13 protein-coding genes are annotated in these 12,133 nt (G+C 57.7%); 7 read left to right on the top strand and 6 right to left on the bottom strand.

Translation table 11 applies throughout. The features are described 5' to 3' along the window. The first annotated feature begins 53 nt into the window (after positions 1-53). Complete coding sequence (locus tag RUA4292_RS18115) at positions 54-500, top strand: YtoQ family protein (protein WP_058278855.1); 447 nt, start codon at positions 54-56, stop codon at positions 498-500. A 73-nt stretch (positions 501-573) separates the two neighbouring features. After that, complete coding sequence (locus RUA4292_RS18110) at positions 574-2,181, top strand: GMC family oxidoreductase (protein ID WP_058278854.1); 1,608 nt, start codon at positions 574-576, stop codon at positions 2,179-2,181. Here the strand turns inward: RUA4292_RS18110 and RUA4292_RS18105 are convergent. Beyond that, the gene (locus RUA4292_RS18105) at positions 2,162-2,860 is read right to left on the bottom strand and encodes a glutathione S-transferase family protein (protein WP_058278853.1); all 699 of its coding nucleotides are present in this window, start codon (positions 2,858-2,860) and stop codon (positions 2,162-2,164) included. The genes RUA4292_RS18110 and RUA4292_RS18105 overlap by 20 nt on opposite strands. Positions 2,861-3,077: 217 nt before the next feature. Between RUA4292_RS18105 and RUA4292_RS18100 the strand changes: the two genes are divergently transcribed. Continuing rightward, positions 3,078-3,884, top strand: a complete 807-nt coding sequence (locus tag RUA4292_RS18100) for a mechanosensitive ion channel family protein (protein ID WP_058278918.1) — start codon at positions 3,078-3,080, stop codon at positions 3,882-3,884. Between the two features lie 194 nt (positions 3,885-4,078). On the opposite strand, the gene ald is transcribed toward RUA4292_RS18100, so the two are convergent. Further along, complete coding sequence (gene ald, locus RUA4292_RS18095; RefSeq protein WP_058278917.1) at positions 4,079-5,197, bottom strand: alanine dehydrogenase; 1,119 nt, start codon at positions 5,195-5,197, stop codon at positions 4,079-4,081. A gap of 138 nt (positions 5,198-5,335) precedes the next feature. Here ald and RUA4292_RS18090 point away from each other — a divergent pair, with 138 nt between their 5' ends. Next, positions 5,336-5,794, top strand: coding sequence for an Lrp/AsnC family transcriptional regulator (locus tag RUA4292_RS18090; protein WP_058278916.1), 459 nt, complete (start codon positions 5,336-5,338; stop codon positions 5,792-5,794). A 3-nt stretch (positions 5,795-5,797) separates the two neighbouring features. Here RUA4292_RS18090 and RUA4292_RS18085 read toward each other — a convergent pair whose 3' ends face one another. Beyond that, on the bottom strand, positions 5,798-6,637 hold the full coding sequence (locus tag RUA4292_RS18085; protein WP_145975012.1) for a CPBP family intramembrane glutamic endopeptidase: 840 nt from the start codon (positions 6,635-6,637) through the stop codon (positions 5,798-5,800). Between the two features lie 288 nt (positions 6,638-6,925). On the opposite strand from RUA4292_RS18085, the gene ppk2 reads away from it, so the two are divergent. Further along, positions 6,926-7,843, top strand: a complete 918-nt coding sequence (gene ppk2 / locus RUA4292_RS18080; RefSeq protein ID WP_058278914.1) for a polyphosphate kinase 2 — start codon at positions 6,926-6,928, stop codon at positions 7,841-7,843. A 60-nt stretch (positions 7,844-7,903) separates the two neighbouring features. Here the strand turns inward: ppk2 and RUA4292_RS18075 are convergent, their stop codons facing one another. Together RUA4292_RS18075 and rpsU are read right to left on the bottom strand one after the other, a co-directional pair. Continuing rightward, complete coding sequence (locus tag RUA4292_RS18075) at positions 7,904-8,851, bottom strand: CAP domain-containing protein (RefSeq protein WP_058278852.1); 948 nt, start codon at positions 8,849-8,851, stop codon at positions 7,904-7,906. Positions 8,852-9,144: 293 nt separating this feature from the next. After that, a complete protein-coding gene (rpsU, locus tag RUA4292_RS18070; protein ID WP_005614280.1) occupies positions 9,145-9,351 on the bottom strand; it encodes a 30S ribosomal protein S21 in 207 nt (68 codons plus the stop codon). A 111-nt stretch (positions 9,352-9,462) separates the two neighbouring features. On the opposite strand from rpsU, the gene RUA4292_RS18065 reads away from it, so the two are divergent. Together RUA4292_RS18065 and RUA4292_RS18060 are read left to right on the top strand one after the other, a co-directional pair. Next, the gene (locus tag RUA4292_RS18065; RefSeq protein ID WP_058278851.1) at positions 9,463-10,155 is read left to right on the top strand and encodes a COQ9 family protein; all 693 of its coding nucleotides are present in this window, start codon (positions 9,463-9,465) and stop codon (positions 10,153-10,155) included. A gap of 55 nt (positions 10,156-10,210) precedes the next feature. Then, positions 10,211-11,197 (top strand): NAD(P)H-quinone oxidoreductase, encoded by a 987-nt coding sequence (locus RUA4292_RS18060; RefSeq protein ID WP_058278850.1) that lies wholly within the window; start codon positions 10,211-10,213, stop codon positions 11,195-11,197. A gap of 35 nt (positions 11,198-11,232) precedes the next feature. Here RUA4292_RS18060 and RUA4292_RS18055 read toward each other — a convergent pair whose 3' ends face one another. Then, a complete protein-coding gene (locus tag RUA4292_RS18055; protein ID WP_058278913.1) occupies positions 11,233-12,090 on the bottom strand; it encodes a DUF2189 domain-containing protein in 858 nt (285 codons plus the stop codon). Positions 12,091-12,133: the final 43 nt, after the last annotated feature.

The following is a 12,133-nucleotide window of genomic DNA, read 5'->3' as shown; positions in this document are numbered from 1 at the left end:
TTGAAAAGATGAAGGGGCGGTCGCGCCCTTTCTGTTTTTGCGGAGGACAAAAGATGCTGAACGTTTACCTATCTGGCGAAATCCACACCGACTGGCGGGAACAGATCATTGAGGGTGCTCAGGGTCTGGATATCACTTTCAACAGTCCAGTCACCGATCACGCGGCCAGCGACGATTGCGGTGTGGCCATTCTGGGGGCCGAGCCGAACAAGTATTGGCATGACCACAAGGGCGCGATGGTCAACGCGATCCGCACGCGCAAGGGTATTGCGGATGCCGATGTGGTAGTGGTCCGGTTCGGCGAGAAGTACAAACAGTGGAATGCAGCCTTCGATGCGGGTTATGCTGCGGCTTTGGGAAAGTCCTTGATCGTACTGCACGGCCCTGATCACCAGCACGCGCTGAAAGAAGTGGACGCTGCGGCGCTGGCCGTGGCCGAGCACCCGGGCCAAGTGGTTGATGTTCTGCGCTATGTTCTGACGGGCGCCCTGCCAAAATAACTCACGCTACGTTTTGCTTGCCGGATTTCAGGGCACTTTCTACCGTCTGATAGGGCAGTAGGGGAGAGCAGCCATGGAATTCGATTACGTCATCGTGGGCGGCGGGTCCGCTGGTTGTGTGATGGCCGCGCGGCTGAGCGAACAACCAGACTCAAGCGTTTGCCTGATCGAAGCGGGCGGGGCGGGTGAGGACCTGGTGATACGGGCTCCGGCCCTGGTGGCAGCCATGGTGTCGGGGCGACCCAAGCTGAATAATTGGGCCTTTCAAACGGTGCGCCAGCCCGGGTTGAATGGTCGGAAAGGGTTTCAGCCACGCGGCAAAGCGCTGGGGGGCTCATCGGCGATCAATGCCATGCTTTACGTGCGTGGTCATCCCAGCGACTATGATGAATGGGCGAATTTGGGGTGTGAAGGTTGGAATTGGAAGAATGTCCTGCCTTACTTCCGCAAGACCGAGGGCAATGCGCGCGGTGCGGATGATCTCCTTGGCGGTGATGGTCCCTTGCACGTGTCGGACCAGTCCGAGCCGCGTGCCATCTCTCGTGCGTTTGTCGAAGCCTGCGGCCAGCAACAAATTCGCGAGACAAAGGATTTCAACGGGCCGGAGCAGGAAGGCGCAGGCCTGTATCAGGTCACGCAGTTCCACGACGGGGCGCATAAGGGTGAACGTTGCTCGGCGGCTGCGGCCTATTTGCGGGGCGTCAAATCTCGGCCGAACCTGACAATCATGACAAGGGCAGAAGCCCAGAAGATCCTTTTTGACAAAAAGCGGGCAACCGGGGTTTTGCTGCGTCAGAAAGGCAAAGAAGTCGAAGTTCGCGCCCGCCGGGAAGTCATCCTTTCGGGGGGTGCATTTGGTTCGCCACAATTGCTGATGTTGTCCGGTATCGGGCCTGAAGACGAGTTGAAACAGCATGGTATTCCTGTTCTGCACGACTTGCCCGGCGTTGGTCAGAATCTGCAGGACCATCTGGACTATGTCCTCAGCTATCATTCGAAACGTAAGGATGTCATCGGGCTGACCCCGGGCGGGCTATGGAACCTGGCCAAGGCGGGGTTGGACTGGCGCCGCACCGGAGAGGGGCTGTTTGCGACTCCCTTTGCCGAAGGCGGCGCGTTCTTCAAATCCGATCCATCCGTTTCCAAGCCGGATCTTCAGCTGCACTTTGTTGTTGGAATCGTTGACGACCACATGCGCAAGATCCACTTGCCGCACGGGTATTCGTGCCATGTCTGTGTGTTGCGCCCGTTCAGCAGGGGCAGCGTTGGGCTAACCTCGGACCGGGCAGGAGAGCCGCCGCGTATTGATCCGGCTTACCTCAGCGATGACCGCGATCTGGATCTGTTGAAGCGCGGGGCTCGTATCATGGAATCAATTCTCGAATCCGAACCGCTGGAACCCTGGCGTAAAAAGCGGCTCTATGCCCATGACGGCAGTGATCGGGCCTTGGAGGCTGATATCCGCAGCCGTGCCGACACGATCTATCACCCGGTGGGCACCTGCAAGATGGGGATCGACGATATGGCCGTTGTCGATACCGAAGGTCGGGTTCATGGGGTCGATGGGCTGCGGGTGGTGGACGCTTCAGTCATGCCGACTTTGGTCGGTGGCAATACCAATGCGCCCACTATCATGATTGCCGAAAAGATCGCCGAAGCAATCAGTCCCGGGGCGGCGTAACCAGGCCTTTTTGCACCGCCGGTCGCTCTAGGAACCGGTCGAGATACGCCACCAGATTGGCGTGGTCTTCCCAACCAACAAGGTCGTGGGCATTGTAGAATTCGAGCCCGCGCAGCCACGGCGCGATTGCGATATCGGCAATCGAATAGTCTCCGGCAATCCAATCCTGGCCTTCAAGCTGTTGGTTCAGGACATTCAGCAATCGCTTGGCCTCGTTCACGTAGCGTTCGCGGGGGCGCGGGTCGTCGATCTCGCTGCCTGCGAATTTGTGAAAATAGCCCAGTTGCCCGAACATCGGACCGATGCCGCCCATCTGGAACATCACCCATTGGATCACGCGATATTTGTCGGCTTTGGTTTGACCCAGAAACTTGCCGCTTTTCTCGGCGAGATATATCAGGATCGCTCCGCTTTCGAACAGACCAATGGATTCTCCGTCCGGACCATTCGGGTCGATGATCGCCGGGATTTTGTTGTTGGGGTTCAATGACAGGAATTCGGGGCTTTTGACATCTGAGTCCGAAAGCGTAACCCGATGGGCTTCATAGGGCAGGCCGGTTTCTTCCAGCATGATCGACGCTTTGACGCCGTTCGGCGTGGGGAAAGAATAGAGCTGAATCCTGTCGGGAAACTGCGCAGGCCAGCGGGCTGTTATCGGGTGAGAGGCGGTGTCCAGCATGGGGGGCTCCTGTCATGGGTTGCCAGCAATAGTTAGGTACACCTGCCCAGTCTTGCCAGTATCCGGGCTGTGCATACAAGGTCAGGGACTGTGTGCGTGAGAACAACGGGGAAAACCTGCGTATCTCACACCTAGACCGACGCGCGCTTATGGATCACTATTCCACCAATCCCGCGCTGAGAGACGCGGGTTTGCCGTGAATCGAAAGGAGATGCGCGTGGATGATGTCGTAACACAGGTGGGTGCCTTTGCCCCGCTGATCATAAGCGCAGTCAAAGCGCTGGTAGTACTGATCCTCGGATGGAGCATTGCTGGCGCCATTGCCGGTGTAGTCCGGCGCAGGATCAATGCGACACCGCATATTGATCAGACGCTTGGGAATTTCGTCGCCAGTCTGGTGAAATGGGTCATATTGGCCATGGTACTGGTTGCAGTGCTGGGCATCTTTGGCATTCAGGCGACAAGCATCGTCGCCATTTTGGGTGCTGCTTCTCTGGCCATTGGTTTGGCCCTTCAAGGAACGCTGAGCGATCTTGCTGCGGGCGTTATGCTGGTTGTCTTCCGCCCTTACAAGCTGGGTCAGTATGTCGATATCGGCGGCACCGCAGGCACCGTTAAGGATCTGAACCTGTTCACGACCGAGCTGGTGACGCCGGACAACGTGCAGATCATCGTTCCCAACGGACAATCCTGGGGATCGATCATCACAAACTACTCGGCGCATGACACGCGGCGTGTCGATCTGGTGTTCGGCATTGATTACGGTGATAGCGCTGATGAGGCGATGAAGATCATTCTGGATGTCGCGAAGGCCGATGACCGAATTCACTCAGATCCAGAGCCGTGGGTGCGCGTGACCAACCTGGGCGACAGCTCGGTCGATCTGACCGCACGCCTGTGGTGCAATGCCGCCGATTATTGGGACCTGAAGTTTGAGATCACTAAGGCCGTGAAAGAGGCGTTTGACGCCAAGGGTGTGTCGATTCCGTACCCACATACCGTGGAAATTCGGAAAGAGGGCTAAACCCTCCCGCCCGTCGAGCGGGAATTGGAAATGCCCTCCTCCGGTTGGGCCCGGCGCCGCGCATTTAGCGCGGCGTTTTTTTATTGATGCAAAAGTCGTTCGATCAAAAGAAAAGCGGCGCGCCAAAGGCGCGCCGCCATGCCCAACGCTGCAAAGCAGCCGCTTCAGCGGCAACTTTCAGGGGCGGGAGTGCTTCAGGCGTTGACGATTGCCTCAGGCGAGACAACGTCCAGACCCAGCGCCGTACCAACAGCTTCGTAAGTCAGCTGACCGGCATGGACGTTCAGACCTGCCAGCAAATGCGGGTCGTCCTGACATGCTTTCTTCCAGCCTTTACCCGCCAGTGCCAGCAGGAACGGTATGGTCGCGTTACCCAATGCGATGGTCGAAGTCCGCGCAACCGCGCCCGGCATGTTGGCAACGCAGTAGTGCATGACGCCGTCCACTTCATAGATCGGGTCAGCATGGGTGGTCGCTTTGGAGGTTTCAAAGCAGCCGCCCTGGTCGATGGCAACGTCAACCAGAACCGCGCCGGGTTTCATGGTGGACAACTGCGCGCGCGAGATCAGCTTGGGTGCCGCAGCGCCAGGAATCAGAACCGCACCGATGACCATGTCGGCATCCTGGATCAGCTCGGCCGTTGCGCCGGCTGTGGAGTACTGGCTCTTGAAGGTGCCGCCAAAGACGTCGTCGAGGTAACGCAGGCGTGGCAGCGACCGGTCCAGTACGGTGACATCAGCGCCCATGCCGGCCGCGATCTTGGCTGCGTGGGTACCAACAACGCCGCCGCCGATCACAATGACTTTGGCCGGGCCAACACCGGGAACGCCGCCCATCAGAACGCCGCGGCCGCCATTGGCCTTTTGCAGGGTCCACGAACCGACCTGAGGTGCCAGACGACCGGCAACTTCGGACATCGGCGCCAGCAGCGGCAGGCCGCCGTTGCGGTCAGTTACGGTTTCATAGGCAATCGCGGTGCAGCCCGACGCCAGCAGGTCGTGGGTCTGGTCTGGATCAGGTGCCAGGTGCAGGTAGGTGAACAGCAGCTGGCCTTCACGCAGCATCTTGCGCTCGACCGCCTGGGGTTCTTTGACCTTTACGATCATGTCCGCGGTCGCAAAAACTTCTTCTGCGGTGTCGACGATGCGCGCACCTGCGGCAACATACGAGTCGTTGTCAAAGCCGGAACCCATGCCGGCATTGGTTTCAATGATGACCTCGTGGCCGCGCGCAACAGCTTCTTGCGCAGCGTTTGGGGTCATGCCAACACGGAATTCCTGGGGTTTGATTTCCTTGGGGCAACCGATTTTCATTTCTCGCTCCTCCATTCATAAACTGCCCAAATTATGTGCAATTCGGGATGCAATTTCTATGAAACTCTGCCCGTCATTCGGGTTTTCTTTGCGAGAATCTTCGGTATTATTGGAATTTCTTGCAAAGGACTTGCGCGTATGAGCCTCGATACGACCGATAGAAAGATTCTGGCCGCCCTGCAGAGAAACGGCAGGATGTCGAATGCCGAGTTGTCAGATCAGGTGAATCTGTCGCCGTCGGCGTGTCATCGGCGGGTCCAACGGCTTGAGGCCGAAGGGTACATCCGAAACTATGTTGCGCTGCTGGATGCACGCAAGATGAACGTCCCGACCACCGTGTTTGTTGAGATCACCTTGCAGGGCCAGGCCGAAGAGCTTTTGGATGCGTTCGAAAAAGCGGTGGCGCGCATTCCGGACGTTCTGGAGTGTCATCTTATGGCGGGGACGGCGGACTATATTCTGAAGGTCGTCGCCGAGAACACCGAGGATTTCGCCCGAATTCACCGTCAGTACCTGTCGCGTTTGCCCGGCGTAGCGCAAATGCAAAGCTCATTTGCCTTGCGCACTGTGTTTAAGACGACGGCCTTGCCGGTGTGACCGTCAGACTGGGGTCGGGTAGGTGAACAGGATCAGATGCATGGCATTGAAGCCGAAATGCATCATAACGGGCACCCACAACCGACCGGTCGCATAAAATCCCAAACCACAGGCCGCGCCAAGAATCGCGGCATAAGCGACCAGGGCCTGACCCCCTGCAAAATGCGCCAGACCAAACAGAAAGCTGGCCAGAGTCACACCAAGTGCTGCACCAAGTTTGGACGCAATAAGCGACTGCAGGTACCCGCGGAAAAAAGCCTCTTCCGTCAGGCAGGTCAGAAACAGGTTCGACAATGCAAAAATCAGCCACCAAGGCGGTAGGCTGAGTTCTGGCCGGATGGCCTGCGCGGCCAGCCCAAAGGCGAAGAGGGCGGGCAAGGTCGCGAGGCCCACCAGCAACGGTGTTCTCTGGACAGGTCTCGCTGAATCGGTCATTCCCGGCCAGGCCAGCAGGACCGCGAACAGCACCATTGGCTTGTCCAGATTCAAGTACATTGAAAACGCCGAGCTGTCCGGCCCGGCGTAGATCCGGTCAAGTACCAGCAGGTTTTGAAATCCGGGCACCAGATGCGCGCCCAATGCAAGACACCAACCGATCAACATGACGTGGCCAACCGCCGCGCCGGTGCCTGTGAGATGGTTCAGGGCCGCAGCACCCAGCAATCCAGCTGCAACAACTCCAACAGCCAAAGGCGTGACCAGCCCCATGGCGAGGGCGGCAAAACCAAACACCAACAGCAGCGTCAGGCCAAGTTGCCGCCGGCCCGAGGCCGCACTGACCATGCCGGCGATCAGTATGAACCAGGGCCATATCAATGGCAGAAGAGATACAAAATGCGCCACGGCTCTCTCATGTATTCAGGTGCGTATTGATGCCGTCGGACACCCCCAAATGGCAAGGCCGTGCAGGGGCAGCCTGTGCCTAACTGCTGGCGTTGCGTCAATTCAGACGCTTGTATCCAGGCGCAGGTCGGTTCAATTATAGGGATGACCGTACATCTGCCTGTTTTACGGCACCGCACCAACTTGATATTGAACCGGCGCGGAGCGTTCATCAATTATTTCTGATGACATCAGGCGGTCACACTCTCTGGGTATGGTCGGAACCCGTTGACTGATAAGGAGCAGATCTTGGCTTACCAACAAAATGACGCCCCAAAAGACTGGCTGGAAGCCGAGCTCGAAGACACGTTGGACGAAGATTTCGAAATCGAATTCAGTGAGCCGATGCTGTCGATGGAAGTTCGCAAGATCTACAAGGAACAGCATCCCGACATGTTGGACCGCAAGGTCTACTTCCAGAACCTGCTGCGATTGCAGGCCGAACTGATCAGAGTGCAGGATTGGGTTCAACATACCGGCGCCAAAGTGTGCATCCTGTTCGAAGGTCGCGACAGCGCCGGTAAAGGGGGGGTAATCAAGCGGATTACCCAGCGCCTGAACCCGCGTGTTGCGCGTGTGGTTGCGTTGCCTGCACCGAGTCGCAGGGAACAAAGCCAGTGGTATTTCCAACGCTACGTGCCGCACCTGCCCGCAGCTGGCGAAATCGTTCTGTTCGACCGGTCCTGGTATAACAGGGCCGGTGTCGAACGGGTCATGGGTTTTGCCAGCGAAGATCAGGTCGAACAGTTCTTTCAGGACGTTCCCGAATTCGAACGGATGCTGGTCCGGTCGGGGATCATCCTGCTGAAATATTGGTTCTCGATCACCGACGAAGAACAGCAGTTGAGATTCCTGATGCGCATTCACGATCCGATGAAGCAGTGGAAGCTGTCGCCGATGGATCTGGAATCGCGCATTCGGTGGGAATCCTACACCAAGGCCAAGGAGGACATGTTGTTCCGCACGAACATATCCGAAGCGCCCTGGTACATCGTCGAAGGCAATGACAAAAAGCGCGAGCGCCTGAATTGTATTGAACACCTGCTGACCAAGATCCCGTATTCGGATGTGCCGCAGGAAAAGGTCGATCTGCCAGATCGAAAGTACAACCCGGAATATGAGCGCCGGATTCTGCCGGACGATCTGTACGTTCCAAAGGTCTATTGAACTATAGAAGTAGAAATTGGTGCGAGGCAGGGTCGCCCCCGCCCCGCACCGTGGTATCCGTTAAGCGGCGTCCATCATGCAGTCGAAATCATAATAGTTGAACACAAAGACATCACCTGAGTTGTCGCCGGCCATGTCAGAACATGTCTCAACATCGTCCACAGGATTGTCATCGCCGGTCATCACCATATCGAAATCGTCGGTTTCGGGGTCCGCATCGGCATAGTCCGTGTCGTTCCAATCAAACTGGTCGAACTGCGCCTGAATCGATTGGGCGAATGCCCGGATCTCGGCAAGAAACTCCTGAACGTCAAAACATGCGACTTCTTCCGGTTCTTCGGTTCCAGGTGTTTCAGGCTCCGGCTCTTTGGTCTCGGTGACATCGGTGTCAGGCGTTTCTGGTGCCGGTTCCTTGGTGTCGGTATCCGGCGTTTCGGCTACGGGTTCCTCAGGCTCGGTAACCTCGGGTTCTGGCACTTCGGCAACCGGCTCTTCGGGCTGCGGGGTTTCTTCAACCGGTGGCGTCGGCGCCGACGGAGTGGCAGAGCCGTTGTCCAGCATGACCTCCCCCTGGGTGGCAGCAAAGTTCTGCGTCACCATCACAGCGTCAAAACCCTGCATGTCGCCGGTTTCAATGCCGATTCCGATATATTTGAAATCCGGGTTCAGAATATTGGCGCGGTGACCGGGGCTGTTCATAAGGTTCTGATGAAGCTGGGCGATGTCATCGCTGATGCCTGGCGCGCCGCGCTCGGATTGCCAGGCGATGTTTTCACCTGACCGCCAGTTGCCCGAGAAGTCGAACCCGGCCATTTCCATCCGCTGCGTGGCGCTGGAACCACCCGAGCCGGTGTGGCTGAACCTGTCAGTTTCCAGCATCCATTCACTGTGATCCTCGGACGAGTCGTTCAGCCGCGTTTCAAGCTGTAGGGGGTCCAGCCCGCGGGATGTGCGCTCTTGGTTAATCAGCGCCAGCATTTCTTGTTCGATACTACTTGCAGTCGACATTTTTGCCTCCGATTGGTTTTTTGTCGTGGTAGACGGCGCCAGTTACAAAGGCTCGATACGGCCTTCATAGGGATGGCGTGTTCAGAGGCGAGTTTTGGCGGGTCAGTGCTACCGCCACGGGATTCGCTGCGCTGCAAAATGCCGGGCAAAATGTTGCTGAGGGGGAAATGGCAGCTTGTCGCGCGTGGGCGGCCCGAGTCGGCATAAATCATCCGACCCTAAAAACGACAAACCCCCGGGCGATGCCTCGGGGGTCGTCAAATAGTGTCATCCAAAGCTGGACGAGCGAGGTTTTAGAGCAAACCTTCGCGCTGTGCTTTCTTACGTGCCAGTTTACGGGCACGGCGGATCGCTTCAGCTTTCTCGCGCGCTTTTTTCTCGGACGGTTTCTCGAAATGTTGCTTAAGCTTCATTTCGCGGAACACGCCTTCGCGCTGCAGCTTTTTCTTCAGGGCACGAAGCGCCTGATCGACGTTATTGTCGCGAACACTAACCTGCATGTGGTTGTCACCACCTTTCTAGATAGAGTTGCAAGGAAATTGCAGGAATTGGCCGTATAGCAAAGCCGTTCTATCTTGTCTAGTACTGGTCCCCAGAACCGGAGAACCGCCATGACCACCACATATGAAGACACCAAGCAGCAGTTGTTGGACGCGATTTTGATCCATGTGCCGTTTGACGGCTGGTCCGAAGCCAGCTTTCGTGCAGCTATCTTAGATTGCGATATAGATGACACGCTGGCGCGCGCGATTTGCCCCCGTGGCGCGGTTGATCTGGCACTGGCCTTTCACGCGCGCGGCGACGCGGCGATGGAGGATCGGCTGAAGTCGTCGGACCTGAGCGAGTTGAAGTTCCGCGAGCGAATCGCCGCTGCGGTTCGGTTCCGGCTTGAGGCGGTTCCGGACAAAGAGCTTGTTCGCCGGGGTATGACGTTGTTTTCGCTGCCCACCCACGCAGCCGATGGGGCAAAAGCCTTGTGGCAGACCTGCGATCTGATCTGGGACACGCTGGGCGATTCCTCGGAAGACGTGAACTGGTACACGAAACGGGCGACGTTGTCGGGCGTCTATTCCTCGACCCTGCTGTTCTGGCTGGGCGATGATTCCCCCGATCACCAGAAAACCTGGGAGTTTCTGGATCGGCGGATAGACAACGTCATGCAGTTCGAAAAGATCAAGGCGCAGGTGAATGACAACCCGTTGTTCAAACCGTTTCTGGCGGTGCCGAACTGGTTGGCTGGTCAGGTAAAAGCGCCGACAAAGATACGGGCTGATTTGCCGGGTATGTTGAACCCGCGCAAGTAAGCGTCTGGGCCTTCCAGAAATTGCCTGCTAGGCATTGGGCAAAGGAGATTTGCCCATGACCCAGATGATGCGCGCTGTCGAAATCACCAAACCCGGTGGTCCGGATGTTCTGCAACTGACGGAACGCCCGGTGCCGGAACCACAAGCCGGGCAGGTGATCCTGAAAGTGGCCTATGCGGGTGTGAACCGCCCGGATGCGCTGCAGCGTGCCGGGGCCTATGATCCGCCGCAAGGCGCCAGCGATTTGCCGGGGCTTGAAGCATCGGGTGAGGTTGTTGCCGTTGGTGCCGGGGTCGAGGGTCTGGCTATCGGCGATCAGGTCTGTGCCTTGCTGCCCGGTGGCGGATATGCGGAATATGTGGCCACACCCGCTGCGCACTGTCTGCCAGTTCCTTCGGGAATGGGGATGAAAGAGGCCGCGTGCCTGCCCGAAACCTTCTTTACTGTGTGGTCCAACGTTTTCACGCGCGGCGGTCTAAAGGCAGGTGAGCGTTTTCTGGTGCATGGCGGGTCCAGCGGCATTGGCACAACAGCGATCCAGCTGGCGAACGCGTTTGGTGCGCGGGTGTTTGCAACCGCCGGATCTGCTGAGAAATGCGAGGCCTGTGTGAACCTCGGGGCCGAGAGGGCGATCAATTACCGGGATGAGGACTTCGTGGGCGTCATGCGGGCTGAGGGTGGGGCGAACCTGATCCTCGACATGGTTGGTGGCGACTATATCCCGCGCAACGTCAAAGCTCTGGCCGAGGATGGGCGTCTGGTTCAGATCGCTTTCCTGCAAGGTCCGAAGGTCGAGTTGAACTTTGCGATGATGATGGTCAAACGCCTGACCCTGACTGGCAGTACTTTGCGCCCTCAAAGTGATCTGGCAAAGGCGAAGATTGCGCAGGATTTGCGCGAGGCTGTCTGGCCATTGCTGGAGGCTGGGAAGGTGGCCCCCGTCATGGACAGTGAGTTTGATCTGGCCGAGGCGGCAGCCGCCCATGCGCGGATGGAAAGCTCGGGCCACATCGGCAAGATTGTCCTCAAGGTCGCTGGTTAAAACTTTGGCGCGGGTAGATCCCGCGCTTTTTCCGATCAGACCACTGCGCGGCGGTAAAGATGCCAGGTTGCATGGCCCAGGACTGGCATGACAACGATCAGCCCCAGCAGCATCGGGATGGCTCCGATGATCAACAGGGCCGCTACGATGAACCCCCATGCCAAAATCACACCGGGGTTATGCCGCAACACCCGGACCGACGTCACGACCGCCACCGGCAGACCGACCGGACGGTCCAACAGCAATGGAAAGCTGACGACGCTCATGGCCAATGCGACCAGCGCGAATAGAAACCCGATCGCATTGCCGAAAATGATCATGGACCAGCCTGCGCCGGTGGTGAATACCTGAGTCACGAAAGCCCCGAGTGAGGTGGGCAGATCAGGCCCAAGCGTATGCACATAGATGCTCTGCGCGACCATCAGCCAAATCAGCAGCAGCATGACCAGATAGAACCCCAAGGCCAGAATTGCACCGAAGGACGGGGACCGGAAGACGCCCAAGGCGTCCAGCCAATGGACCTCGCCGCTTTGCTCGCGTTTGCGGCTGATTTCGTAAAGGCCCACGGCTGCTATCGGACCAACTAGTGCGAAACCCATGATAAGCGGTGCCAGAAGGGGAACCATGTTGCGATTAAGGCCGAACCCGAACATCAGCAGACCTGCGATCGGGTAAACCAGTATGATGAAAATCGCATCCGCCCGTGTTTCCAGAAAATCATTGTACCCGGCCTGCAAACAGGCCTTCAGGTCCTGCATCGTCAGTGTTTGCACCTGCGGTAGATGCCGGGTGTCCGCGCTGCCGATGTGGTGCACGCTTTCGGTAATATGATCGCCGGTCGCGCCGATGTTTCGGGCGGCCCAACTGATCGGATTTCCTATTGTTTTGGCCATCTTGATCCCCTCCCTTTGCCAGTGCGCAACGGGTTGAATCCGG

Origin of the sequence: Ruegeria atlantica, from assembly GCF_001458195.1 — a bacterium.
GTDB lineage: Bacteria > Pseudomonadota > Alphaproteobacteria > Rhodobacterales > Rhodobacteraceae > Ruegeria > Ruegeria atlantica.
This window is presented reverse-complemented; position numbering and strand designations above follow the sequence as displayed.